A 26,005-nucleotide genomic window follows, 5' to 3' on the forward strand; every position below is an offset into this window, starting at 1 on the left:
ACCCGCGGGCGCCCCGCCGGCACCGCCCATGACGGGGGGGGCAGGCCCGCGCCCCGCCGTTCAGGGGCGCGGGGCTGTTTCGATCTGCGGCTCCGCCGCGCGGGCGCGACCAGCCACAACGCCGCCGCAGACAACCGACGGCCTGCCTGTCGCGGCCCTGTGGCGGAGCGCCTAGTGCCCGCGCTCGGCCCCGCCGTTCACCTGGATGATCTGCGAGGTGATGTGCCCGGCGCCGTGGGACGCCAGCCAGTGCAGGGTCGCGGCGACGTCCCCGGGCGTACCGGCGCGCCCGGTCGAGGTCTCCGCGACCAACCGGGCGCGCCGCTCCTCGTCCATCCCGTCGCCGAAGAACTCGGTGTCCTCGATGTAGCCCGGCGCGACCACGTTCACGGTGATCCCGCGCGGCCCCAACTGCCGGGCCAGATCATGGGCGTACGGATGCAGCGCGGCCTTGGACGCCGCGTACGCCCCGCTGCCGGAGCCCCGGAAGGCGGCGATGGAGCTGAGGAACAGCACCCGCCCGCCGGGGTCGGCGAGCCGGTCCTTCAGGGCCTCGGTGAGCAGGGCCGCGGTCAGGGTGTTGAGGCCGAAGTTGAGGGTCCAGTTGTGCAGGACGACGTCCAGCGGCTCGTCGCTGTCCACCTTGGGCTCCAGATACCCGGAACCGCCGGCGCTGTGGATCAGCACGTCCACGGTCCCGAACTCCGACGCCACGAACCGCTCCACGCCGCGCACCCCGCGCGTCCTGCTCAGATCCGCCGCGTAGGTGAGGGCTCCGGGCACAGCGGCCTTCTCCAGCACCTCGGGGCGTCTGCCGAGCAGCAGCACCCGGTCCCCGTCCGCCGCGAACAGCTGTGCCGCCGCGAGCCCGATCCCCGTACCGCCTCCACTGATGACAATGTTGCGAGCCATGATCAGATCGTACGAAACGACAGCGGTCGGCGGCTAGATCACCTCAGACTGCGCACGTCCAAATGCCGCAGCACCCGGTCCACCACCTCCGGATCGGCCCCCGGCTCACTGCGTGCCGCCAGCACCTCGTGCCGGGCCGCGCTCAGCAGCTCGTTCTGGATCCGCCGCACCCGCTTGAGCCGCCGCACCCGCTGCTGATGCGCCTCCCTGCGTTCGTCCTCCCCCATGTCGGGGCTGATCCGCACACCGATCTCGAACGCCCGGCGCAGCATCTGCTCGGCCAGCTCCTCGGGCAGGTCCTCGACCTCCTCGATCTCCCTCAGCCTGCGCTTCGCCGCCTTCGCCGCGCGCACCGCCAGCTCCTTCTCGAACTCCTTCTCCCGCTCGCTGTCGGCCCGCACCCCGAGCCGCTTCACCAGCCACGGCAGGGTCAGCCCCTGCACCACCAGCGTCGCCATGATCACCCCGAACGCGATGAACACGATCTCGTTGCGGTCGGGGAAGGGATCACCCGCGTCGGTCTCCAGCGGAATGGCCAGCGCCAGGGCCACGGACGCCACCCCGCGCATCCCCGACCACCACATCACGACGGTCTCGCGCCAGCTCATCGGGACCTCCTCGTCGTAGTCCCGTCTCGCATGCATGCGCCTGGTGAGCCAGGTGGCCGGCAGCAGGTACAGCAGCCGCACCAGTACGACGACGCCGACCACCGTGGCCGCCCAGCCGAGCATCTCGTCCCAGCGTCCGGACGCCGTGCGCACCGCGATGTGCAGTTCGAGCCCGATCAGCCCGAACGCGACACCGGTGACCAGCGTGTCGACGATGTCCCAGAAGGTGTGCCCGGCCAGCCGCGTCATCACGTCGTCGGCGTCGGTGGCGTACTCGGCGAGGAACAGGGCGGTGACGAGCACGGCGAGCACACCGGAGCCCTGGAGCTCCTCGGCAAGCACATACGAGGCGTACGGCACGAGCAGCGAGAGCCCGATCTGCAGGGTCGGATCCCCGAGCATGTCCATCAGCTTGTTGGCGCCCCACCCGAGGGCGAGCCCGACGGCCAGCGCGACGACGGCGGAGAGCACGAGATCGAGTCCCGCCTCCCACGCGGTGAAGCTGCCGCTCACGGCGGCGGCGATGGCCACGTGGTACAGCACGATGGCCGTCACGTCGTTGAAGAGCCCCTCGCCCTCCAGGATGGACACCAGGCGCCTGGGCAGCCCGAGTTGCCCGGCGACGGCGGTCGCGGCGACCGGATCGGGCGGTGCGACGAGCGCGCCCAGCGCCACGGCGGCGGCCAGCGGCAGCCCCGGCACGATCGCGTGGGCGACCGCGGCCACGCACAGCGTCGTGACGAACACCAGCGCCACGGCGAGCAGGAAGATGGGCCGCACATTCGCCGCGAACTGCCGCCAGGAGGTCCGTCGTACGGCCGCGTAGAGCAGGGGCGGCAACAGCAGCGGCAGGATCAGATCCGGCGGTACGTCGACGTTCGGCACGAAGTCGAGCAGCGCGAGCACGATCCCGAGCAGGGTCATCAGCACCGGCGCGGGCAACCCGAACCGGTCCCCCACCGGGACACTCACCACGGCCCCGAGCAACAGCACGAACAGCAGGGCCAACTGATCCACGGTCAGCGCTCCGGTGATCTCGGCTTCCACAAGGCAGACCTCAAGCCTGCCACGCCGCCCTTCTCACCAGCGCCTGCGCGACCCCGGCTACAGAGCGCGCCGCATCGCCCGGTGCGGCATCCCCGCGTCGGGGAACTCCGGCCCGTACGCCACGTACCCCAGCCGTTCGTAGAACCCCAGCGCCTGCGTCTGCGCGTGCAGGTCCACGGCCACCAGGCCACGCGTGCGTGCCGCGTCCTCGATGGCCCGCACCAGCGCGGCCCCGACGCCGAGCCCACGCGCCGCCTGCGTCACGGCGAGCCGCCCCAGCGACCCCACGGCCGGATCACCGCCGGCCTTCGCCGCGGCCGCCTCCCCGTGCAGCAGTCGGCCGGTCCCGAGCGGCACGCCGTCCTCCCGGACCGCCAGCACATGCACGGCGGTGGCGTCGTAGGCGTCGTACTCGATGTCCTCCGGCACCCCCTGCTCGCCGACGAAGACGTCCTTGCGCACCGCGAGGCACATCTCACGGTCGGCGGGATCGTCGGCGACCCGCACGGCATACGACGGCGACGCCGACGGCGGCACGCTCACGCGTATGTCTCCTCACGGACCTGGTCGAGGGCTTCCTGCAGGTCGGCCGGGTAGTCGCAGGCGAACTCCACCCACTGGCCGTCCCCGGGGTGCTCGAAGCCGAGCCGGACGGCGTGCAGCCACTGGCGGGTCAGCCGGAGCCGCTTGGCGAGGGTGGGGTCGGCGCCGTAGGTCAGGTCGCCGACGCAGGGGTGGCGGTGGGCCGCCATGTGCACGCGGATCTGGTGGGTGCGCCCGGTCTCCAGCTTCACGTCGAGCAGGGAGGCCGCGCGGAACGCCTCGATGAGGTCGTAGTGCGTGACGGACGGCTTGCCGTCGGCCGTGACCGCCCACTTGTAGTCGTGGTTGGGGTGGCGGCCGATGGGCGCGTCGATGGTGCCGCTGGTCGGGTCGGGGTGGCCCTGGACGAGCGTGTGGTACCGCTTGTCGACCGTGCGCTCCTTGAACTGGCGCTTGAGCGACGTGTACGCGTACTCGGACTTGGCTACGGCCATCAGCCCCGAGGTGCCCACGTCGAGCCGGTGCACGATGCCCTGACGCTCGGCGGCCCCGGACGTGGAGATGCGATACCCGGCGGCGGCCAGCCCGCCGATGACCGTCGGCCCGGACCAGCCGGGGCTCGGGTGCGCGGCGACGCCGACCGGCTTGACGATCACCACCACGTCATCGTCGTCGTGCACGATCTCCATGCCCTCGACCGGCTCGGCGACGATCTGCACCGGCGCGGGCGCGCCCGGCATCTCGACCTCCAGCCAGGCCCCGCCGTGCACCCGCTCGGACTTTCCGACCACCGAGCCGTCGACCGTGACCTTCCCCGCCGCGGCGAGCTCAGCGGCCTTGGTGCGGGAGAAGCCGAACATGCGGGAGATGGCGGCGTCGACGCGCTCGCCCTCCAGGCCGTCCGGCACGGGCAGGGTACGGATCTCGGGAATCGTGCTCACCCGACGAGTATGCCGGACGGGGCCGACGCCCCCGGACGGAGCCTGTGGACAACTGCCACGGCCCCTTGTGGGAATCAGTCCTTGTGCACGGTGCCGTCGGGGTCCAGCCCCCGGAACGACAGCAGCACGATCAGGATGCCGCCGCACACGATCGCCGAGTCGGCGAGGTTGAACACGGCGAAGTGCTTGGGTGCGATGAAGTCCACGACCGCGCCCTCGAAGACACCCGGCGAGCGGAAGATCCGGTCGGTGAGGTTGCCGAGCGCACCGCCGAGCAGCAGGCCGAGCGCGATCGCCCAGGGCAGGCTGTACAGCTTGCGGGCGAGCCGGGCGATCACCACGATCACGGCCGCCGCGATCACCGTGAAGATCACGGTGAAGGCCTCACCGAAACCGAAGGCCGCGCCCGCGTTGCGGATCGCCTCGAACTTCAGCCAGTCCCCGATGATCTCGATCGGCGCGTGGTGCTCCAGCTTGGCGACCACGATCATCTTGCTGACCAGGTCCAGGGCGTACGCGAACGCGGCGACTCCGAACAGCACGGCGATCCGGCGCTTGCCCCGGGGCCGCTCGGACCCGGTGTCCGTCGCCTGCTCCTCGGACTGCTCCGGCTCGGCTCCCGCCGCCTCTGGGGTGTCCGGCGTACCGATGATGCGCTCCGCCTCTGCCACGTGAGTCCCTCGACCTAGGTACCTGACTGAGCACGAGAGTACGGCACGTCCGGCGGCACCCGCCTACCGGTCAGTACCGGCGTTCCTGCTTCTGCTTGCACTCCACGCAGAGGGTCGCGCGCGGGAAGGCCTGCATCCTGGCCTTGCCGATCGGGTTACCGCAGCTCTCGCACAGACCGTAGGTACCCGCGTCGAGCCGTTCCAGGGCCCGCTCGGCCTGGGTGAGCATCTCGCGCGCGTTGGCGGCGAGCGCCAGCTCGTGCTCGCGCGTGATGTTCTTGGCGCCGGTGTCCGCCTGGTCGTCGCCGGCGCCGTCCCCGGAGTCCCGCATCAGGCCGACGAGCGACTGCTCGGACGACGTGATCTCATCACGCAGGCGCACGACCTCGGACATCAGCTCGGCCCGTGCCTCCTCGACCTCCTCCGGGGTCCAGGGGTCCTCGCCGGGGCGTACCGCGAGCTCGCCGGGCTCCACCGCCGCGGCGATGCGTGCCTTGGGAACGGCGGTCTTCGCCGCCGTGGCCGTGCCAGGAGTCTTCTTCGCAACCACCGTCGTGGCTCCCGTCTGCTCCGCGGCCTGCGCCGCGCCCGCCTTCTTGGCCCTGCTCTTGGCGACCGCACTCTTCCTGGCCGCCTTCTTGGGGACCGCTTCCTCGGTCACGGCCTTCTTGCCCGCGCCCTCCTTGGCCGCGCTCTCCTTGGCCGCCCTGCCCTTGGACACGGTCTTCGCGGTCTTCCTGGCCGCCGTCTCCTTCGAGGGAGCCCCCTCGGCACCGGCCGCCTTCTTGGCCGCGGCCGCCTTCCCGCCGGCCGCCTCGGGACCCGGGGTCTTGGCGGTGACGGCCTTCTTCGTGGCCGTCCTGGCGGCCGCCGCCGTCGCCTTCTTGGCGCCCGCCTTCGCCCCAGCCTTCGCCCCCGCCTTCTTCTCGGCCTTCTTCGCCGCGCTCCCCGTGGAATCGCTCCCCTTGGACTCGCTCCCCTTGGACTCGCTCCCCTGCGCGCTCTTCCCGCTCACATCCTTGGCCGCACCACCGGAGGCGTCCGCATGGGTGGACCTGCCCGACGCCGACTGCTGTTCGGCGGTCTTCTTCGCCACCATGCCGCGGCCCCTTCACATATTGTGATCTTGCTCGCGAATCGTGCTGGGACGATAAATCGACTTGAGTCCCGCGGCAACGGGGCACACCGCCCGATTCGCCCGCCTCGCGCATGCCGCGGGGCAGACATGCAAGCGTTGTGCCCAGCTCCCCGCGGGGTATGCCGCCGAGCCGGACGTCCCAGAATCCGAACGCACGTACCGCACCATTCGGGTCATCGAGTCCAGAACACGACCCCCGCCCCCGCGCCCCGGGAATCCGGTCGGCCGCTGTCCGTGCGGAGCCGTACACTGGGCGGAGCGAAAAAGCGTGGATGGGGACGAGTAGCGACGTACGCAGCCCAGAGCGACCCGGGGACGGTGGAAGCCCGGGGGCGAGCGCGACGTGAAGATCACCCCGGAGCCGCCGGAAGAAAGCCGCAGCCGAAGCGCAGCGGCGAGTAGAGCCGGCATCGCGACCCCAATGAGGGGGCTCGCCGACGCACACCCCGCGTCGGAGGGCCAAGGAGGGTGGTACCGCGGGAGCGCGCCGAAACCGGCGTACGGAAAGTTCGGCTCTCGTCCCTCCGGACGGAAGGCAGCAAGTCCGCCGGAGGAAGCTCGCTGATGACAACGCCGACGTACCGCCAGGTGCCCGCCCAGGTCGACCTGCCCGCGCTTGAGCACGCGGTGCTCGACTTCTGGCGTGAGCAGAAGATCTTCGCCAAGAGCCTGGAGCAGTCCGAGGGCCGCCCCGAGTGGGTGTTCTACGAGGGCCCGCCCACCGCCAACGGCATGCCCGGCGCCCACCACATCGAGGCCCGCGTCTTCAAGGACGTCTTCCCCCGCTTCCGCACCATGCGCGGCTACCACGTCGCCCGCAAGGCCGGCTGGGACTGCCACGGCCTCCCGGTGGAGCTCGCGGTGGAGAAGGAGCTCGGCTTCTCCGGCAAGAAGGACATCGAGGCGTACGGCATCGCCGAGTTCAACGCCAAGTGCCGCGAGTCCGTGACCCGGCACACCGACGCCTTCGAGGCCCTCACGACCCGTATGGGCTACTGGACCGACCTCCAGGACCCGTACCGCACGATGGACCCCGAGTACATCGAGTCGGTCTGGTGGTCGCTGAAGGAGATCTTCGACAAGGGCCTGCTGGTCCAGGACCACCGCGTCGCCCCCTGGTGCCCGCGCTGCGGGACCGGCCTCTCGGACCACGAGCTCGCGCAGGGCTACGAGACGGTCGTCGACCCCTCGGTGTACGTCCGTTTCCCGCTCACCTCCGGTCCGCTGGCCGGTGAGGCAGCGCTCCTGGTGTGGACGACCACGCCCTGGACCCTGGTCTCCAACACGGCCGTGGCCGCGCACCCCGAGGTCACCTACGTCGTCGCAACGGACGGCGAGGAGAAGCTCGTCGTCGCCGAGCCGCTCGTCGCCAAGGCGCTCGGCGAGGGCTGGGAGACCACCGGCCAGACCTTCACCGGCGCCGAGATGGAGCGCTGGACGTACCAACGCCCGTTCGAGCTGGTGGAGTTCCCGGCTCCGGCCCACTACGTGGTCAACGCCGAGTACGTCACGACCGAGGACGGTACGGGTCTGGTCCACCAGTCCCCCGCCTTCGGTGAGGACGACCTCAAGGTCTGCCGCGCCTACGGCCTGCCCGTGGTGAACCCGGTCCGCCCGGACGGCACCTTCGCGGAGGACGTCCCGCTGGTCGGCGGCGTCTTCTTCAAGAAGGCGGACGAACAGCTCACCGAGGACCTCCAGCAGCGCGGCCTCCTCTTCCGGCACATCCCGTACGAGCACAGCTACCCGCACTGCTGGCGCTGCCACACCGCGCTCCTCTACTACGCGCAGCCCTCCTGGTACATCCGCACCACGGCCGCCAAGGACCGCCTCCTCCAGGAGAACGAGAACACCAACTGGTTCCCGGAGACGGTCAAGCACGGCCGGTACGGCGACTGGCTGAACAACAACATCGACTGGGCGCTGTCCCGCAACCGCTACTGGGGCACCCCGCTGCCGATCTGGCGCTGCGAGGACGACCACCTCACCTGCGTCGGCTCCCGCACCGAGCTCACCGAGCTGACGGGCACCGACCAGTCGGGCCTGGACCCGCACCGCCCGTTCATCGACGACGTCACCTTCGCCTGCCCCCAGTGCGAGAAGCCGGCCACGCGCGTGCCGGAGGTCATCGACGCCTGGTACGACTCGGGTTCGATGCCGTTCGCGCAGTGGGGCTACCCGTACAAGAACAAGGAGCTGTTCGAGGCCCGCTACCCGGCGCAGTTCATCTGCGAGGCCATCGACCAGACCCGCGGCTGGTTCTACACGCTGATGGCCGTCGGCACCCTGGTCTTCGACAAGTCGTCGTACGAGAACGTCGTCTGCCTCGGCCACATCCTCGCCGAGGACGGCCGCAAGATGTCCAAGCACCTGGGCAACACCCTGGAGCCGATCCCGCTGATGGACCGGCACGGCGCGGACGCGGTGCGCTGGTTCATGGCGGCCGGCGGCTCCCCGTGGGCGGCACGCCGCGTGGGCCACGGCACGATCCAGGAGGTGGTGCGCAAGACCCTCCTCACCTACTGGAACACGGTCGCCTTCCAGGCCCTGTACGCCCGCACGTCCAACTGGGCGCCCAGCGCGGCCGACCCGGCCCCCGCCGACCGCCCGGTCCTGGACCGCTGGCTGCTCTCCGAACTCCACGCGCTCACCGACCAGGTGACCCAGGCCCTGGAGGCGTACGACACCCAGCGCGCCGGCAAGCTGCTCTCGGCGTTCGTCGACGACTTGAGCAACTGGTACGTCCGTCGCTCGCGTCGCCGTTTCTGGCAGGGCGACAAGGCGGCGCTGCGCACCCTGCACGAGGTCGTCGAGACGGTCACCAAGCTGATGGCCCCGCTGACCCCGTTCATCACCGAGCGGGTCTGGCAGGACCTGATCGTGCCGGTGACCCCCGGCGTCCCGGAGTCGGTCCACCTCGCCTCCTGGCCGGAGGCGGACCTGTCGGCGATCGACCCGGAGCTGTCGAAGCAGATGGTCCTGGTCCGCCGGCTGGTCGAGCTGGGCCGTGCCACGCGCGCGGAGTCGGGTGTCAAGACCCGCCAGCCGCTGTCCCGGGCCCTGGTGGCGGTCGCGGGCTTCGAGACCCTCGACCCCGAGCTGCACACGCAGATCACCGAGGAGCTGAACGTCTCGTCGCTGGCGTCGCTGTCCGAGGTGGGCGGCAGCCTGGTGGACACCACCGCCAAGGCCAACTTCCGCGCCCTGGGCAAGCGTTTCGGCAAGCGCGTCCAGGACGTGGCGAAGGCCGTCGCGAACGCGGACGCGGCGGCGCTGTCCCTGGCCCTGCGCGAGGGCACGGCGTCGGTGGAGGTCGACGGTGAGACGGTCACGCTCGCGCCCGACGAGGTGATCATCACGGAGACCCCGCGCGAGGGCTGGTCGGTGGCGTCCGACTCCGGTGCGACGGTCGCCCTGGACCTGGAGATCACGGAGGAGCTGCGCCGCGCGGGCCTGGCCCGTGACGCGATCCGCCTGATCCAGGAGGCCCGCAAGAACAGCGGCCTGGACGTGGCCGACCGGATCGCCCTGCGCTGGACGGCGACGGACCCGGCGACGGTCGCGGCCCTCGGCGAGCACGCCGAGCTGATCGCCGACGAGGTCCTGGCGACGGACTTCGCCCAGGGCGAGGCGGACGGCACGTACGGCTCCGCCTTTGTGGACGAGGGGCTGACCCTGACGTTCCGCCTGCGCAAGCAGTAGCGGGACTCGGCCGGGCGACCGAAGGCCCGGGACCACCAAAGAATCTTGGTGGTCCCGGGCCTTCGGCGTTGTGTACGTCGGACACCGCCCCCAGGGCCGAACAAACACCGCAAACTCCATGAACACGCGTAGCAAAAGGGCGGGGCCCCGGATCGAAATCCGGGGCCCCGCCCTGAACGCTGCCGACGCCTGAGGCGTACTACCAACCGTCAGTTGTCGTCCTCGTCGATCAGGAACCCACGCATCGGCGAGGGAGCCTGACCCATCGGGCCCGGACCCTGCGGACGCACGGGCGCCATCGGCTGGGTCATCGCCGGGGACATCTGCTGCTGACCGCCATAGGACGGAGCAGCCGGAGACGGGGCGCCGCCCATCGTCTGGTTGCCGCCGTACGACGGGGCGCTCGCGCCGGCCGGTGCCATGGAGGGCGCCGGGGACGGCGGGAGAGACGCCGCAGCCGGGGTGCGCGGCGGGGCGAGCGAGTCGTCCGCCTGGGTCTCCAGCTGGCGCAGCTGGGACTCAAGGTAGGACTTCAGCCGCGTGCGGTACTCGCGCTCGAAGCCGCGCAGGTCCTCGACCTTGCGCTCCAGCGTGGCGCGGGCGGACTCCAGGGAGCCCATCGCGACGCGGTGCTTCTCCTGCGCGTCCCGCTCCAGGGCGTCCGCCTTGGCACGGGCGTCCCGCTCAAGACCCTCGGCACGCGAACGCGCCTCGCCGACGATCTTGTTGGCCTCGGAACGGGCCTCGGCGATCGCCTGGTCGGCGGTCTGCTGGGCGAGCGACAGAACGCGCGCGGCGCTGTCGCCACCGGGGCCGCCCTGACCGGGACCGCCCATCGGGCCACCCATAGGACCGCCCATCGGGCCGCCCATCTGCTGCATGGGGGGCTGGCCCATCGGCCCCGGACCCTGGCCCATCGGACCGGGACCCTGAGGGCCACCCTGACCGCCGGGACCGGCGGGCAGCTGCGGGGCACCGCTCGGCAGCTGGGGCGGACCACCCATGGGGCCACCCATCTGCTGCTGCGGCGGGCCCGATATCCCGGCGGGGACGGGAGCCCCGGGACCGCGCATGCCCTGCTGCGGCATTCCGCCCTGCTGGGGCATGCCGCCCTGCTGCTGGTCCTGCGGTCCGCCGGGGCCCTCCGGGGGCTTGCGCATGTTCTGCTGGTTCTGGGCAGCAGCACGCGTGGCGGCGGCCAGCTTGGCGCGCAGGTCCTCGTTCTCGCGGAGCAGGCGGGTCAGTTCGGCTTCGACCTCATCGAGGAAGGCATCGACCTCGTCCTCGTCATAGCCTTCTCGGAGGCGGACGGTCGTGAACTGCTTGTTCCGCACGTCCTCGGGGGTCAACGGCATCTCTTCACCTCAACGTAGTCGTCGGCAGTCGGCAAGACCGTATCTGTCACATCGCTCACATCGCGCTCCGCACGAGCGTGATCAGGATGTAGACGATGATCATCAGTACGAAGAAGGACAGGTCGAGCGCCACGCCCCCGAGACGCAGCGGCGGAATAACCCGCCGCAGAAGCTTCAGCGGTGGATCAGTGACAGTGTAGGTGGCCTCCAGAACGACCACCATCGCCTTGCCGGGTTGCCATGAGCGGGCGAACTGGAACACGTAGTCCATGACCAACCGGAAGATGAGCACGATGAGGAACACCATCAGCGCGATGTAGAGAACCTGCAGGACCACGCTCATGACTGGTGCTTCCCTCTCCCCTGTTCCTTGTTCCGTGCGTTTCTTCCGGTGGTGCGTCTCAGCTCTGGTTGAAGAACCCGCCCTCTGCGATGCGGGCCTTGTCCTCCGCCGTGACATCGACGTTAGCAGGAGACAACAGGAACACCTTCTGGGTCACCCGCTCGATGCTGCCGTGAAGACCAAACACCAAACCCGCCGCAAAGTCGACAAGTCGCTTGGCATCTGTGTCGTCCATCTCAGTCAGATTCATGATCACCGGAGTACCTTCACGGAAGTGTTCCCCGATGGTACGGGCCTCGTTGTAGGTCCGCGGGTGAAGCGTGGTGATCCGATAAGGCTCTCGTTCCGACACGACCTTGGGCATGATCACCGGTGCGTTCTTCTCCAGGCTTGCGCGTTCTTGTGTGATGGACGCCACGGGCGCGATACGTGCCGGGCGGCTGGATTCCGCGGCTAGCGAAGTCGATCGGGCGACCGGTTCACGCGGCGCGGGCGGCTGTACGATTCGCACCTCTTCGTCCCTTTGGGACTGATGTGCACTGTGCGACTGGTGCGACGGCTCATGCCGTCGATGGTCCCGCTCGGGCTCCGGGTCCAGTTCGGGCTCGAAGTCGTCATCGGGGTCGAACCCCCGGCCGTCGTACCCATCGTCCTCCACGAGGCCGAGGTAGACCGCCATCTTGCGCATCGCGCCGGCCATGCTCTGAGTCCTCCGCTCTGTGGTGGATCGGCGACTGCCAAGTGCCCGCCATCCACGCGGTCGTTACGCCCGCCTTTCGGCGACATTGACCATATTTTCTGCTGTGGTCCGACTTCCTGGCGACGTTACCCGAGCCTGGGGCGGACTCCGAGTACCGCAGTGCCGACGCGCACATGTGTCGCACCCGCCGCCACCGCCTCTTCGAGATCCGCACTCATTCCTGCCGACACCATGTTCGCAGCCGGATGAGCTCGGCGCAGGTCGGTCGACAAATCCATCAACCGCTCGAACGCCGCCCGTTGGCGCCCCGCGTACTCCCCGGTGAGCGGAGCGACGGTCATCAGCCCGTCGAGCCGCAGCCCCGGCGCCTTCGCCACGAGGTCGGCCAACTCTTCGATTCCGCCCGGAGCCACACCGCCCCTCTCGCCACGCGCGCTCGCTCCCGCGTCCAGCGCCACCTGGACGAGGCAGCCGAGCTCGCGCTCCTGCCGTACGGCCTCCTTCGACAGGGCCGTCACCAGCTTGGAACGATCGACGGACTGCACAAGATCCGCGTAACCGACCACGGATCGCACTTTGTTGGTCTGCAACTGGCCGACGAAGTGCCAGGCGAGGGGCAGGTCCGAACATGCGGCGGCCTTGGGTGCCGCGTCCTGGTCGCGGTTCTCGGCGACATGGCGCACCCCGAGCTCCGACAGGACCCGCACATCGCTCGCGGGGTAGGTCTTGGTGACCACGATCAGGGTCACTTCCTCGCGAGGGCGCCCGGCGGCCGCGCAGGCGGCGGCGATACGGTCCTCCACCTTCGCCAGGTTCGCGGCGAGTTCGTCCTTACGGTCCGTCATGTCCATTCAGTCCAGCCAGACGTAGCCGGCGAGCCGACCGGTGGTGCGGTCGCGGCGGTACGAGAAGTGGTCGCCCGACTCCAGGGTGCACACCGGCGACTGCTCCCGGTCACCCACCCCGAGGCGCGCGAGCTGGGCGTGCACTCCGGCGGCCACATCCACCGCCGGCGTGCCCCAACTCGTCTCGGCGTGCGCCGTCGGCTCCCTGGTCGCGACCTCGGCCCGCATCGCCTCCGGCACCTCGTAGCACCGGCCGCAGACGGCGGGGCCGGTGCGGGCGACGATCCGGGCCGGGTCGGCACCCAGTTCGGTCATCGCGCGTAGCGCGGCCGGGACGACCCCGGCGACCATGCCCGGCCGCCCCGCGTGGGCCGCCGCGACGATCCCGGCGACCGGGTCGGCCAGCAGGACCGGCACACAGTCGGCCGTGAGGACGGCGAGGGCGAGACCCCGCCGCGCCGTGACGATCGCGTCGACGTCGGGCACCGGACGATCACGCCACGGTCCGTCGACCACGGCGACGTCCGCCCCGTGCACCTGGTTCATCCAGACCACGTCACCCGGACCGAGCCCGAGCGACTTGGCGGCGAGCTCCCGGTTGGTCAGTACGGCGTCGGTGTCGTCGCCGACCGCCCCGCCGAGGTTGAGCTCCGCATACGGAGCGGCGCTCACCCCGCCCCACCGGTCGGTGAAGGCGAAGTGCGCGCCGCTCACTGTGTCGCGCTGTGCTATCACGTCAGAAGGATCACTTAAGGAAGTCCGGGACGTCCAGTTCCTCCGCCGCGCTGTCGGCGTAGGACCGGGACGGCGGGACCGGCGGGGCGACCGGGATGTCGGCCACCGGCTCCGGTGCGGCGGGCTCCGGCTCCTCCTTCGGCGTGACGCTGCCGAGCGAGCCGAACGACGGGCGGGACTCGGTCTGCCGTACCGGAGTGGGCTCCTCGCGGCGGGCCGGGGCCGAGTTCGAGGTCGAGCCCAGGACGGTGTCCCGGCGGGCCGGCGGCTGGCCGCCGTCGAAGCCGGCCGCGATCACGGTGACCCGGACCTCGTCGCCGAGGGCGTCGTCGATGACCGCGCCGAAGATGATGTTGGCCTCGGGGTGGGCGGCCTCGCTGACCAGCTGGGCCGCCTCGTTGATCTCGAACAGGCCGAGGTCGGAGCCGCCGGAGATGGAGAGCAGCACGCCCCGGGCGCCGTCGATGGACGCCTCCAGGAGCGGCGAGGAGATCGCCATCTCGGCCGCGGCCACCGCGCGGTCGTCGCCGCGGGCCGAGCCGATGCCCATGAGGGCCGAACCGGCCTCGGACATGACCGACTTGACGTCGGCGAAGTCGAGGTTGATCAGACCCGGCGTGGTGATGAGGTCGGTGATGCCCTGGACACCGGAGAGCAGAACCTGGTCGGCCGACTTGAAGGCGTCGAGCACCGAGACCTGGCGGTCCGAGATGGACAGCAGCCGGTCGTTCGGGATGACGATGAGGGTGTCGACCTCTTCGCGGAGCTCGGCGATGCCGTCCTCGGCCTGGTTGGCGCGGCGGCGGCCCTCGAAGGTGAAGGGGCGGGTGACCACGCCGATGGTGAGGGCGCCCAGGTTGCGGGCGATGTTGGCCACGACGGGCGCGCCGCCGGTGCCGGTGCCGCCGCCTTCACCGGCCGTCACGAAGACCATGTCGGCCCCCTTGAGGACCTCCTCGATCTCCTCGCGGTGGTCCTCGGCGGCCTTGCGGCCGACGGCCGGGTTGGCTCCGGCGCCGAGTCCGCGGGTGAGTTCGCGGCCGACGTCGAGCTTGACGTCGGCGTCGCTCATCAACAGCGCCTGCGCGTCAGTGTTGATGGCGATGAACTCGACACCCTTGAGACCGACCTCGATCATCCGGTTGATGGCATTGACACCACCGCCGCCGACACCGATGACTTTGATGACTGCGAGGTAGTTCTGCGGTGCTGCCACGTCGAAGGCCTCTCGCCTCGATTTACGGGTCGTCGGATCGCGGGGAGCGACGTGCTTCGCGAACCGGCGACTGATGCCGAATGGGACGGTCCGTAGCGCCGACCCGAACCCTAACCCTGAAGTTTAGGGTTACCAGTGTGTCTGTTCCTTGAAGTCTTCTGAACAGGACACTAAGTCGACAAGTGGCGCACGTTCAACGAACACGCCGAACCTCCCGTTTTTCTTTTCACCCTATGTGATCAGCCATGTCGCCGCCCAACCAGGGTGCTGGCCTGCGCGAATGTGCGTCAACTCCGCGCTGACGCAGGGGCGGTGGGAACGCTGACGTCGAAGTACCGCGCATCCGGCGAGGCTTTCATGAGAGCGGTGAGTGTGCGAGCCTTCGCGGCGCCCTTCTCGCCACTCCCCCAGCGAACGGTCCGGCCGTCGCCCAACTCCAGTGAGATGTCGTCGTAGGAGCGGACCTTGACGACCTCGGTTGACCGCGCAACGGCGGCCGGAATGGCCCGGGCGACCCGCACCGCCTCCCGCACCAGTCGGCCCTCGCCGAAGCGGCGCAGGCTCGCGGCGGCGGAGCTCGACCGGGACACCGACAATTCCAGTGCGGGAACGCCTTTCGGGGCTTCAGAAACTGTGGCGAAACGGACACCTTCGTCATCCACTTCGATGAAGTTTCCGCCCTTTTGGACAATCAGAACCGGAGTACGCTCCACCACTTTCAGGCCGATTCCATGCGGCCAGGCACGGACTACGTCAACCGCGTCAATTCGGGTCAATTTCCGGCGCAGTCGTGCCTCAATCGCATCGGTCTGCACGGAAATAAGCGGGGCCCCGACGGGGACGTCGGCGGCCTCAAGGACCTGTTCGGACGTCAGAACCCGGGCCCCGGAGACGGATACACGCTCGACGCGCAGCCACTTGGAGCCGTACAGCAGCCAGACGGAGCCCACGGCGAGGAGTGCCAGGACGACGGCAAGGATGATGATCGTACGAAGGCGTGTCAGCCTCAACCGCCGCCGGGCGAGGGGCGGGTCGGACGACTCCTGCTGGCGTTCACCGCGCTCGGCGGTCGTCGGTCCGGCCACGCTCCCTGCCCTCCGTCATCCGGTTACTGGCGGCGGTACGAGGCGATCGCCTCGTACACCATGCCGACGAGCAGGTCGTCGGCGTCCCGGCGGCCGAACTCGCTTGCCGCGCGGGACATCTCGTACAGCCGGTGCGGGTCGGCGAGCACGGGCAGCACGTTCTGCTGCACCCACTCGGGCGTGAGTTCCGCGTCGTCGACCAGCAGGCCGCCGCCGGCCTTGACCACCGGCTGGGCGTTCAGCCGCTGTTCGCCGTTGCCGATGGGCAGCGGTACGTAGGCGGCCGGCAGTCCGACGGCGGAGAGTTCGGCGACGGTCATCGCGCCCGCGCGGCAGAGCATCATGTCGGCAGCGGCGTACGCGAGGTCCATCCGGTCCAGGTAACTTACCGGGATGTACGGGGGCATTCCCGGCATCTGCTGTACGTGCGGCAGTTCGTTCTTCGGGCCGACCGCGTGCAGGATCTGGATGCCGGCCTGCTGGAGCCAGGGCGCGACCTGCTGGACGACCTCGTTGAGGCGCCGTGCGCCCTGTGAGCCGCCGGAGACCAGCAGGGTGGGCAGGTTCGGGTCGAGCCCGAACATCGCGCGGGCCTCGGGGCGGACGGCGGCCCGGTCGAGGGTGGCGATGGTGTGGCGCAGCGGGATGCCGATGTAGCGGGAGTTGCGCAGCTTGCTGTCCGGGGTGGCCACGGCGACCTGGGCGGCGTAGCGCGAACCGATCTTGTTGGCCAGGCCCGGACGGGCGTTGGCCTCGTGGATGATGATCGGCACTCCGAGGCGCTTGGCGGCGAGGTAGCCGGGCAGGGCGACATAGCCGCCGAAGCCGACGACGGCGTCCGCCTTGGTGCGCTCCAGGATCTGCTCGGTCGCCTTGATCGTGCCGCGCAGCCGGCCCGGGACGGTGATCAGCTCGGGCGTCGGTTTGCGCGGCAGGGGTACGGCGGGGATCATCGCGAGCTCATAGCCTCGCTGTGGGACGAGCTTGGTCTCCAGGCCACGCTCCGTGCCCAGGGCCGTGATCCCCACGCTCGGGTCCTGCCTGCGCAGGGCGTCCGCGAGGGCGAGCGCGGGCTCGATGTGGCCGGCGGTCCCCCCACCGGCGAGTACGACATGCACCGAAATTCACCGCTCTCCGGACGAACGCGCCGCCGAGGCACGCCGTCGCATCGTGTTCCATCTCCGAGGCCCCCGACTCTGCGCGGCGCCTCCCGCACGCTTTCTACCAAAGCGGGGTTGCCGCGCAGAAAGCGCCGCCCGCGCAGCGGGCTCGTCGCGCGCGAACGCGATCAGCAGCCCGATGGCGAACATGGTCGGCAGCAGGGCGGACCCTCCGTAGGAGAACAGCGGGAGGGGAACGCCGGCGATCGGCAGCAGACCGAGCACCGCACCGATGTTGATCACGGCTTGCGCGGTGATCCAGGTGGTCACGCCTCCCGCGGCATACCTCACGAAGGGGTCCTCCGTGCGTCCGGCCACGCGGATACCCGCATAGCCTAGAGCCGCGAAGAGGGCGAGCACCGACAGCGTCCCCGCCAGGCCCAGTTCCTCACCGGTGACGGCGAAGATGAAGTCGGTGTGGGCTTCAGGGAGTTGGCCCCATTTCTCCACACTCGCACCCAGCCCGGATCCGAAGATTCCGCCGGACGCGAGCGCGTAGATCCCGTGCACGGCCTGCCAGCAGTCGACGGGGCCGGACTGGGGCTCGGTGGCGCCGAGGCACTGGAGGCGGGCCATCCGGTTCTCGCTGCTCTTGATGAGGAGCACACCGATCACGCAGGCGAACGACAGGACCCCCACGAACAGCCGGGTCGGCGCCCCCGCCAGCCACAGCAGGCCGAACAGGATCGCCGACAGGATGATCGCCGTACCCATGTCGCCGCCGAGCATGATCAGCCCGAGCAGCATGAAGGCGACCGGCACGAGCGGCACCAGCATGTGCTTCCACTGCGTCAGCAGCTTCTTGTCCTGTTTGCGGGCGATCAGGTCGGCGCCCCACAGCACCAGCGCGAGCTTGCCGAACTCGCTGGGCTGGATCTGGAAGGAGCCGCCGAGGGCGATCCAGTTCTGGTTGCCGTTGACCGCTACTCCTATCCCGGGGACCTGCACCAGTGCCATCAGGAAGACGGCTCCGGCGAGGATCGGGTAGGCGAGCGCCCGGTGCAGCTTGACGGGCATCCGGGAGGCGGCGAGCAGCAGCCCGGTGCCGATCACGGCGGCGAGCAGCTGCTTGCGGAAGAAGTACGACCCCGGCAGCGACATCTGCAGCGCGGTGATCTGGGAGGCCGAGTACACCATCACCAGACCGAGCACGGTGATCAGCAGGCTGCCGCCGAGGATCAGGTAGTAGGCGGTCAGCGGCCGGTCCCACGCGCGGTACACGCGCGTGTAGAACCGCTGGACCGCGTTCTCGTCCCGCTGCTGGGAAGGAGAGGGCCGTCGAACGGCCCGCTGCACGGGAGGCCCTCCCGTACGGCTACCGGGCATCGGCGCTCACCGCCCCGCCGTGGGCGTACGTACTGGCCGGCCGCATCCGAGTCACGCGTCCCTCCAAGGGTCCCGAAGCACCCGCAGTGGCCGAGACCCGGCGTCAGGCGCCCGCGCCGAGTTCGCGAACCGCCTCCGCGAACGCGTCACCGCGCTGGTTGTAGTTGGCGAACATGTCCATGGAGGCACAGGCCGGGGCAAGGAGCACCGTGTCGCCGGGCCGTGCGAGGCCCTTCGCCTCCTGGACCGCCGCGAGCATCGCCCCAGTGTCGGTCCGGTCGAGGTCGACGACGGGTACTTCCGGCGCGTGTCGCGCGAGGGCTTCCCGGATCAGGCCACGATCGGCGCCCATGAGCACGACCGCGCGCAGCCGCTCGGCCGACTCGGCGACCAGCTCCTCGAAGACGGCGCCCTTGGCGAGCCCGCCCGCGATCCAGACGATGGAGTCGTACGCCGCCAACGACGCCTGCGCCGCGTGGGTGTTGGTGGCCTTGGAGTCGTCGACGTAGGCGACCCCGTCCAGGTCCGCCACGTGCGCGATGCGGTGGGCGTCCGGGGCGAAGGCCCGCAGCCCGTCGCGTACGGCCCTGGGGGGCACCCCGAAGGCCCGGGCGAGGGCCGCCGCCGCAAGGGCGTTGGCGATGTTGTGCGGGGCCGGCGGGTTGACGTCGGAGACCTCGGCGAGCTCCTGGGCGTTCTTCCGCCGGTCCTCGACGAAGGCGCGGTCGACGAGGATGCCCTCGACGACGCCGAGTTGGGACGGGGCCGGGGTGCCGAGGGTGAAGCCGATGGCCCGGCAGCCCTCCTCCACGTCGGCCTCGCGGACCAGGTCCTCGGTGGCCTTGTCGGCGGCGTTGTAGACGCAGGCGACGCGGTTGCCCTCGTAGATACGGCCCTTGTCGGCGGCGTACGCCTCCATGGAGCCGTGCCAGTCGAGATGGTCGGGGGCGAGGTTCAGCACGACCGCCGAGTGGGCGCGCAGCGAGGGCGCCCAGTGCAGCTGGTAGCTGGACAACTCCACGGCGAGGACGTCGTACTGCTCCTCGCCGAGCACCGCGTCGAGGAGCGAGACGCCGATGTTGCCGACGGCCGCCGTGCGCAGGCCCGCCGCCTTGAGGATGGAGGCGAGCATCTGGACGGTCGTGGTCTTGCCGTTGGTGCCGGTGACGGCGAGCCAGGGGGCGGCGTCGGGGCCGCGCAGTCGCCAGGCGAGCTCGACGTCGCCCCAGACCGGGACGCCGGCCTGCTCGGCGGCGGCGAACAGCGGCTTGTCCGGCTTCCAGCCGGGCGCGGTGACGATCAGTTCGGTGCCGTCGGGCAGGGTCGCTCCGTCGCCGAGGCGGACGGTGATGCCGAGTGCCTCCAGGTCCTCGGCCTGGGCACGCGCGCGTGCGTCGTCGCCGTCGTTGACGACGGTGACGTGGGCGCCGAGACCGTGCAGCACCTTGGCCGCCGGGATCCCGGAGACGCCGAGCCCGGCGACGGTGACGTTCTTCCCCTGCCAGTCGGTCACTTGTCCGCTGCCCATCCCGCGTAGAAGAGGCCCAGTCCGACGATCACACAGATGCCCTGAATGATCCAGAAGCGGACCACGACAAGGACTTCTGACCAGCCTTTGAGTTCGAAGTGGTGCTGGAGTGGCGCCATGCGGAAGACGCGTTTGCCGGTGAGGCGGAAGGAGCCGACCTGGATGACCACCGACATGGTGATCAGCACGAACAGGCCGCCGAGGATGGCGAGCAGCAGCTCGGTGCGCGAGCAGATGGCGAGACCGGCGAGCGCGCCGCCGAGGGCCAGCGAACCGGTGTCACCCATGAAGATCTTGGCGGGCGACGTGTTCCACCACAGGAAGCCGAGGCAGGCGCCCATCAGCGCGGAGGAGACGACGGCGAGATCGAGTGGATCACGCACTTCGTAGCAGGCGTTGGGGTTGGGCAGGATCTGCGCGTTGGCGCAGGACTCCTGGAACTGCCAGACGCCGATGAAGGTGTAGGCGCCGAAGACGAGCACGGAGGCGCCGGTGGCGAGGCCGTCCAGACCGTCCGTCAGGTTCACGCCGTTCGACATGGCGAGGATCATGAACAGCGCCCAGACGACGAACAGCACCGGGCCGATGGACCAGCCGAAGTCCTGCACGAAGGAGAGCTTGGTGGAGGCCGGGGTGTTGCCCCGGTTGTCCGCGAACTGCAGCGAGAGCACCGCGAAGGCGATGCCGCCGAGGAGCTGGCCGGCCATCTTGGCCTTGGCCCGCAGACCCAGCGAACGGCGCTTGACGATCTTGATGTAGTCGTCCAGGAAGCCGACCAGACCCATGCCGGCCATCAGCCCGATGACCAGGACGCCGGAGAACGTCGGCGGCTTGCCGGTGATCAGCTTGGACAGGAAGTACGCGGCGACCGTGGCCAGGATGAAGGCGATACCGCCCATCGTCGGCGTACCGCGCTTGGCATGGTGCTCGCGCGGGCCGTCGTCCCGGATGTACTGGCCGTAGCCCTTGCGGGCCAGCAGCTTGATCAGCAGCGGGGTGCCGATCAGGGTCAGGAAGAGGCCAATGACTCCTGAGAACAGGATCTGATTCATCATCGGGCGGCAACCTCACCCTCGGTGCCGCCCGCGAGCAGCGCCTCGGCGACGCTCTCCAGACCGACCGAACGGGACGCCTTCACGAGTACGACGTCCCCCGGGCGCAGCTCGCTGCGCAACAGGTCGATCGCCGCCTGTGCGTCGGACACGTGCACCGACTCCTCACCCCACGAACCCTCGTTATATGCGCCCAGTTGCAGCCAGGACGCTTCCCTGCCCCCGACCGCGACGAGCTTGCTGACGTTGAGCCGGACGGCGAGCCGTCCGACCGCGTCGTGCTCGGCGAGCGCCTCGTCCCCGAGCTCGGCCATCTTGCCGAGCACCGCCCACGTACGGCCCCCCGTTGCCCGTGAGGCGCCGCCCATCGCGGCCAGCGCACGCAGAGCGGCCCGCATGGACTCGGGGTTCGCGTTGTAGGCGTCGTTGACGATCGTCACGCCGTCCGGGCGCTCGGTGACCTCCATCCGCCAGCGGGAGAGGGAGCCCGCCTCGGAGAGCGCGGTGGCGATCTCTTCCGCGGACATGCCCAGCTCATGGGCGACGGCGGCCGCGGCGAGCGCGTTCGACACGTGGTGCTCACCGTACAGGCGCATGGTCACATCGCTTGCACCGGAGGGTGTGTGAAGGGTGAAAGCAGGCTGTCCGCTGTCCGTGAGTCTCACGTTCTCGGCGCGTACGTCCGCTTCGCCTGACTCTCCGAAGAGGATCACCTTCGCCTTCGTACGGGAGGCCATGGCCCGTACGAGGGGATCGTCGGCGTTGAGAACCGCGGTGCCGCCCTCCGCCTGAGACGGCAGCCCTTCGACGAGCTCGCCCTTGGCCTGCGCGATCTGCTCGCGGCCGCCGAACTCACCGATGTGGGCGGTGCCGACGTTGAGCACGAGGCCGATCCTCGGGGGCGTCAGATCGGAGAGGTAGCGGATGTGGCCGATGCCGCGGGCACCCATCTCCAGGACGAGGAACCGGGTCTCCTCGGTGGCGCTGAGGGCGGTGAGCGGCAGTCCGATCTCGTTGTTGAGCGAGCCCGGCGTCCACACGGTGGGCGCCTTGCGCTGCAGCACCTGGGCGATCAGGTCCTTGGTGCTGGTCTTGCCCGCCGAGCCGGTCAGCGCCACGAGGGTCGCGCCGAGCCGCTGGACGACATGACGGGCGAGGGCGCCGAGGGCCTTCTGGACGTCCGGCACGACGATCGCGGGCACGCCCACGGGCCGCGAGCCGAGGACCGCGACCGCACCGGCCGCGACGACGGCCTGCGCGAAGTCGTGGCCGTCGACGCGTTCCCCGACGAAGGCGACGAAGAGGCTGCCGGGCTCCACTTCACGGGAGTCCCGGACGACGGATCCGGTGACCTGGACGGACGGATCCGGTATGTCGTGCGTCTGCCCGCCGACGACTTCTGCGATCTCGGCGAGAGAGAGGGCGATCACAAGTTCATCCCTGGGTCTTCTGGATAGCTTCGCGAAGCACCTGGCGGTCGTCGAAGGGACGGACCACCCCGGCGATGTCCTGGCCCTGCTCATGCCCCTTGCCTGCCACCAGCACGGTGTCGCCGGGCTGTGCGCGGGCGACGGCTGCGGCGATCGCGGCGGCCCGGTCCTCGAAGACCTGGACCTCGCCACGCTCGTGTACTGGCACGGACGCCGCGCCCTGGAGCATGGTTGCGAGAATCGCGAGGGGGTCTTCGGAGCGGGGGTTGTCGGAGGTCAGTACGGCGGTGTCGGCGAACCGGGCCGCCGCGGCGCCCATCGGTTCGCGCTTGGTCCGGTCCCGGTCCCCGCCGCAGCCGAGCACGACGTGCAGGCTGCCCTCGGTGACCTTGCGCAGCGCCTTGAGCACCGACTCGACGGCGTCGGTCTTGTGGGCGTAGTCCACGACCGCGAGATACGGCTGCCCGGCGTCCACCCGCTCCAGCCGGCCCGGCACGCCCGGCACGGCGGCGATGCCGTCGGCGGCGGTCTGGGCGTCGAGGCCGGCGGCGGCCAGGGCGACGATGGCGGCGAGGGTGTTCGCCACGTTGAAGGTGCCCGGCAGCGGGGCCTTGGCGCCGATGCGCTCGCCCTTGGGGCCGATGACCGTGAACGTGGAGTCCAGCTGGCCGATCTCGACGTCCTCGGCACGCCAGTCGGCGTCGGGGTGGCCCTCGGCGGAGTAGGTGACGACCGGGACGGTGGCCTCCTTGGCGAGCCTGCGGCCGTACTCGTCATCGAGGTTGACGACGCCGAATTTGCTGCGTTTCGGGGTGAACAGCTGCGCCTTGGCCCGGAAGTAGTCCTCCATGTCGGAGTGGAACTCCATGTGCTCCGGGCTGAGGTTGGTGAACACGGCGAGGTCGAAGACGCAGCCGTCGACCCGGCCGAGCACCAGCGCATGGCTGGAGACCTCCATGGCGACCGCCTCGACGCCGCGTTCGCGCATGACGGCGAACAGGGCCTGCAGGTCGGTGGCCTCGGGGGTGGTCCGCTCGGACTTGATGCGCTCGTCGCCGATGCGCATCTCGACCGTGCCGATCAGACCGGTGGAGCGGGTGCTCTTGAGACCGCCCTCGACCAGGTACGCGGTGGTGGTCTTGCCGGAGGTGCCGGTGATGCCGATCTGGAGCAGATCGCGGCCGGGGTGGCCGTAGATCGTGGCCGCCAGTTCGCCCATCCGGCCGCGCGGATCCTCGACCACCAGGACCGGCAGGCCGGTCGCGGCGGCGCGCTCGGCGCCGGTCGGATCGGTCAGCACGGCGGCCGCGCCGAGGCCGGCGGCCTGCGTCACGAAGTCGGCACCGTGCAGACGGGCGCCCGGGAGGGCGGCGTACAGATCGCCGGGGCGGACGGCGCGCGAGTCATGGGTGATGCCCGTGACCTCGGCGGATTCGGCGCGCTCCGGCGTGGTGGCCCCCAGCTGACCGGCGAGTTCCGCGAGGGGTGTGGCGGAGACCTGGGCCGGCCTGGGCGGTCCCGGATATGTCACGGGATGCCCCTTCTGGGTGGTTTGGGACTGATCAGCGTGTGGCACGGCGGTGAGCGTACCGGGCGTACCGGCTTCGGAGCGAAGTGAGGGGCGGGGCTCCCTCTGGTTCCCGGCGTCTGGAGTGATCGTTGTCACGAGGTGGTTCCTGGCTGCTCGGTGCTGATCAGTGTGGTCAGGTGGGGGTCAGGGTCGGTAGCCGACCGGGAGCTTCGCGGGCTTGGCCCCGGTGGGCGGGACCTGGAGGGTCTTCAGCGCGAACTCCATGACCTTCTTGTAGATGGGCCCGCAGATCTGGCCGCCGAAGTAGTTGCCCGCGGTGGCGTTCTGGATGGCGCAGTAGACCGTGACGCGGGGCTTGTCGGCGGGCGCGAAACCGGCGAACGACGACGTGTAGCCGCGGTACCTGCCGGTGGCCGGATCCACTCGGTTCGCCGTCCCCGTCTTGCCCGCGACCCGGTAGCCGGGGATGCGCGCCTTGGCGCCGGTGCCCTCCTCGTCGTCCACGACCGACTCCAGCATCTGGGCGAGGGTCCTCGCCGTCTTGGCACTGACCACCCTGGTCTTCTTGGGCGTCTTGGCGGGCGTGAACTGCCCGTCGGGTCCCTTGGTGCCGCGCACGAGGGTGGGCTCGACGCGTACGCCGCCGTTGGCGATCGTCGAGTAGACGGAGGCCGCCTGCATCGCGTTGATGGACACGCCCTGGCCGAAAGGAATCGTGTACTGCTGCGAGGTGGACCAGGTGTCCGGGGCGGCGAGGATGCCCGGGGTCTCACCCGGGTAGCCGAGCCCGGTGTAGCCGCCGAAGCCGAACTTGCGCAGGTAGCTGTAGAGGACCCGGTTGGCCTGCCGCTGTGTCTTGCCCAGCTGGCCGGTGGCCAGGATGGTGCCGATGTTGCTGGACTTGGCGAGCACGCCGTTGAGCGTCAGGTACCAGGTCGGGTGGTCGATGTCGTCCTTGAAGAGCCGGTCGCCGCGGTGCAGCCGGTTGGGCACCACGACACTCGTGGTGGGCACGGCCACGCCCTCCTGCAGCACGGCGGCCATCGAGATGACCTTCGCGGTGGAGCCGGGCTCGTAGGCGTCCTGGACGGCCGCGTTGCCCATGTTCGCGGCCCTGGCCTCGGAGAGGTTGTTCGGGTCGAAGCCGGGCGAGTTGGCCATCGCGAGGACCTGGCCGGTCCGGGTGTCCTGGACGATCACATAGCCGCGGTCCGCCTTGGACTTCGCGACCTGCTCGGAGATCGCGTTCTGCGCGGCCCACTGGATGTCGCGGTCGATGGTGAGCTCGACGTCGCTGCCGGGCACGGCGGGCGTCTCGGTGGAGTTCACGGTGGGGACCTGGCGGCCGCCGGACTGGGCGTAGCGGATCTCGCCGTCCTTGCCGGTCAGCTCCTTGTTCAGCTGCTGCTCGACACCGCCGCCGCCCTTGCCGTCGGCGTTGACCCAGCCCAGTATCCCGGCGGCGAGGTCGCCGTTGGGATACACGCGCTTGCTGCTGGCGACCGAGAGGACGCCGGCGAGGACGTTGACCGTGGTCTTGTCCTTCTGGGACTTGGTGCCCAGCGCGTTCTTCAGGTCCTTGATCTGCTTCCAGACCTGCGGGGTCTGGCGGCTCGCCAGCAGGGTGTAGCGCTGGTTCTTGTTCGCCGGCCGGAGCTTCTTGACGATCGCCTGCTGGTCCTGGCCGAGGATCGGGGCCAGAAGGGCGGCCGCCTGTTCGGGGCCGTCGTCGATCTTCAGCTGCTCACGGCTGAACAGTGTGGGGTCGGCGGTGATGTCGTACGCGTCCACGCTGGCCGCCAGTGCCACGCCGTTGCGGTCGGTGATGCCGCCGCGCTCGGCGGCCAGGGTGTAGCCGACGTAGCGGTTCTTCTCGGCCTTGGCCGCGTAGGTGCTCGCGTCGACGCCCTGCACCTGGAGCAGGCGCACGACGAAGGCGAGCAGGACCAGGGTCAGGGCCAGGCTGACCATGCGCAGCCGGGGGCGGGGCCTGCCGAGCCGGATACGGACCACGGGACGCGGCACCGGACGGCGGGCGGGGCGGGCGCCGGGGCCCGGGCGGCGCTGGGCTCCGCCGGAACGGGCGGGCTTCGCGGGTCCGGGCACACGGCGGCGCGGCGCTTCCCTGTCGGACACT

At 70.2% G+C, this 26,005-nt stretch carries 21 protein-coding genes; 1 reads left to right on the top strand and 20 read right to left on the bottom strand.

Annotated elements, in window-relative coordinates:
* Window positions 1-171: 171 nt before the first annotated feature.
* The 6 genes from ACFWYS_RS19150 to ACFWYS_RS19175 all read right to left on the bottom strand — a co-directional run bounded on the left by ACFWYS_RS19150 (window position 172) and on the right by ACFWYS_RS19175 (window position 5,821).
* The gene (locus ACFWYS_RS19150; protein WP_384769878.1) at window positions 172-912 is read right to left on the bottom strand and encodes an SDR family NAD(P)-dependent oxidoreductase; all 741 of its coding nucleotides are present in this window, start codon (window positions 910-912) and stop codon (window positions 172-174) included.
* A 38-nt stretch (window positions 913-950) separates the two neighbouring features.
* Window positions 951-2,537 (bottom strand): Na+/H+ antiporter, encoded by a 1,587-nt coding sequence (locus ACFWYS_RS19155; RefSeq protein WP_384770172.1) that lies wholly within the window; start codon window positions 2,535-2,537, stop codon window positions 951-953.
* Window positions 2,538-2,624: 87 nt separating this feature from the next.
* Window positions 2,625-3,041 (bottom strand): GNAT family N-acetyltransferase, encoded by a 417-nt coding sequence (locus ACFWYS_RS19160; RefSeq protein ID WP_384770175.1) that lies wholly within the window; start codon window positions 3,039-3,041, stop codon window positions 2,625-2,627.
* Window positions 3,042-3,106: 65 nt separating this feature from the next.
* Window positions 3,107-4,051, bottom strand: a complete 945-nt coding sequence (locus ACFWYS_RS19165) for an RluA family pseudouridine synthase (RefSeq protein WP_384769881.1) — start codon at window positions 4,049-4,051, stop codon at window positions 3,107-3,109.
* A 74-nt stretch (window positions 4,052-4,125) separates the two neighbouring features.
* Window positions 4,126-4,722, bottom strand: a complete 597-nt coding sequence (gene lspA, locus ACFWYS_RS19170) for a signal peptidase II (RefSeq protein WP_384769882.1) — start codon at window positions 4,720-4,722, stop codon at window positions 4,126-4,128.
* Window positions 4,723-4,792: 70 nt separating this feature from the next.
* Complete coding sequence (locus ACFWYS_RS19175) at window positions 4,793-5,821, bottom strand: TraR/DksA C4-type zinc finger protein (RefSeq protein ID WP_384769885.1); 1,029 nt, start codon at window positions 5,819-5,821, stop codon at window positions 4,793-4,795.
* A 603-nt stretch (window positions 5,822-6,424) separates the two neighbouring features.
* Here ACFWYS_RS19175 and ileS point away from each other — a divergent pair.
* Window positions 6,425-9,562: an isoleucine--tRNA ligase gene (gene ileS, locus ACFWYS_RS19180; protein WP_384769888.1), complete on the top strand. Its 3,138-nt coding sequence runs from the start codon at window positions 6,425-6,427 to the stop codon at window positions 9,560-9,562.
* A gap of 209 nt (window positions 9,563-9,771) precedes the next feature.
* Here the strand turns inward: ileS and ACFWYS_RS19185 are convergent, their stop codons facing one another.
* The 14 genes from ACFWYS_RS19185 to ACFWYS_RS19250 all read right to left on the bottom strand — a co-directional run bounded on the left by ACFWYS_RS19185 (window position 9,772) and on the right by ACFWYS_RS19250 (window position 26,004).
* On the bottom strand, window positions 9,772-10,917 hold the full coding sequence (locus tag ACFWYS_RS19185; RefSeq protein ID WP_384769890.1) for a DivIVA domain-containing protein: 1,146 nt from the start codon (window positions 10,915-10,917) through the stop codon (window positions 9,772-9,774).
* Between the two features lie 55 nt (window positions 10,918-10,972).
* Window positions 10,973-11,260: a YggT family protein gene (locus tag ACFWYS_RS19190; protein ID WP_004001943.1), complete on the bottom strand. Its 288-nt coding sequence runs from the start codon at window positions 11,258-11,260 to the stop codon at window positions 10,973-10,975.
* 58 nt (window positions 11,261-11,318) lie between these two features.
* Window positions 11,319-11,960, bottom strand: coding sequence for a cell division protein SepF (locus tag ACFWYS_RS19195; protein ID WP_019755606.1), 642 nt, complete (start codon window positions 11,958-11,960; stop codon window positions 11,319-11,321).
* A 125-nt stretch (window positions 11,961-12,085) separates the two neighbouring features.
* Window positions 12,086-12,805, bottom strand: a complete 720-nt coding sequence (locus ACFWYS_RS19200; RefSeq protein ID WP_384769893.1) for a YggS family pyridoxal phosphate-dependent enzyme — start codon at window positions 12,803-12,805, stop codon at window positions 12,086-12,088.
* A 6-nt stretch (window positions 12,806-12,811) separates the two neighbouring features.
* Window positions 12,812-13,540 (bottom strand): peptidoglycan editing factor PgeF, encoded by a 729-nt coding sequence (gene pgeF, locus ACFWYS_RS19205; protein ID WP_384769896.1) that lies wholly within the window; start codon window positions 13,538-13,540, stop codon window positions 12,812-12,814.
* Between the two features lie 10 nt (window positions 13,541-13,550).
* Window positions 13,551-14,756 (bottom strand): cell division protein FtsZ, encoded by a 1,206-nt coding sequence (gene ftsZ, locus ACFWYS_RS19210; RefSeq protein ID WP_384769899.1) that lies wholly within the window; start codon window positions 14,754-14,756, stop codon window positions 13,551-13,553.
* 287 nt (window positions 14,757-15,043) lie between these two features.
* Window positions 15,044-15,841, bottom strand: coding sequence for a cell division protein FtsQ/DivIB (locus ACFWYS_RS19215; RefSeq protein WP_384769902.1), 798 nt, complete (start codon window positions 15,839-15,841; stop codon window positions 15,044-15,046).
* A 23-nt stretch (window positions 15,842-15,864) separates the two neighbouring features.
* Complete coding sequence (gene murG / locus ACFWYS_RS19220; protein WP_384769905.1) at window positions 15,865-16,959, bottom strand: undecaprenyldiphospho-muramoylpentapeptide beta-N-acetylglucosaminyltransferase; 1,095 nt, start codon at window positions 16,957-16,959, stop codon at window positions 15,865-15,867.
* A 6-nt stretch (window positions 16,960-16,965) separates the two neighbouring features.
* A complete protein-coding gene (gene ftsW / locus ACFWYS_RS19225; RefSeq protein ID WP_384769908.1) occupies window positions 16,966-18,327 on the bottom strand; it encodes a putative lipid II flippase FtsW in 1,362 nt (453 codons plus the stop codon).
* A 103-nt stretch (window positions 18,328-18,430) separates the two neighbouring features.
* Window positions 18,431-19,855 carry a UDP-N-acetylmuramoyl-L-alanine--D-glutamate ligase gene (gene murD / locus ACFWYS_RS19230; protein WP_384769910.1) on the bottom strand — a complete coding sequence of 475 codons (1,425 nt, stop codon included), beginning with the start codon at window positions 19,853-19,855 and terminating at the stop codon, window positions 18,431-18,433.
* Window positions 19,837-20,910, bottom strand: a complete 1,074-nt coding sequence (gene mraY / locus ACFWYS_RS19235) for a phospho-N-acetylmuramoyl-pentapeptide-transferase (protein ID WP_384769912.1) — start codon at window positions 20,908-20,910, stop codon at window positions 19,837-19,839. Before mraY ends, murD begins: the two co-directional genes overlap by 19 nt.
* Window positions 20,907-22,337: a UDP-N-acetylmuramoyl-tripeptide--D-alanyl-D-alanine ligase gene (gene murF, locus ACFWYS_RS19240; protein ID WP_384769915.1), complete on the bottom strand. Its 1,431-nt coding sequence runs from the start codon at window positions 22,335-22,337 to the stop codon at window positions 20,907-20,909. Before murF ends, mraY begins: the two co-directional genes overlap by 4 nt.
* Before the next feature lie 4 nt (window positions 22,338-22,341).
* On the bottom strand, window positions 22,342-23,868 hold the full coding sequence (locus ACFWYS_RS19245; protein WP_384769918.1) for a UDP-N-acetylmuramoyl-L-alanyl-D-glutamate--2,6-diaminopimelate ligase: 1,527 nt from the start codon (window positions 23,866-23,868) through the stop codon (window positions 22,342-22,344).
* A gap of 183 nt (window positions 23,869-24,051) precedes the next feature.
* The gene (locus ACFWYS_RS19250; RefSeq protein WP_384769920.1) at window positions 24,052-26,004 is read right to left on the bottom strand and encodes a peptidoglycan D,D-transpeptidase FtsI family protein; all 1,953 of its coding nucleotides are present in this window, start codon (window positions 26,002-26,004) and stop codon (window positions 24,052-24,054) included.
* Between the last annotated feature and the right edge of the window lies 1 nt (window position 26,005).

It is taken from the genome of Streptomyces sp. NPDC059010 (assembly GCF_042740355.1).
Taxonomy (GTDB): Bacteria; Actinomycetota; Actinomycetes; order Streptomycetales; family Streptomycetaceae; genus Streptomyces.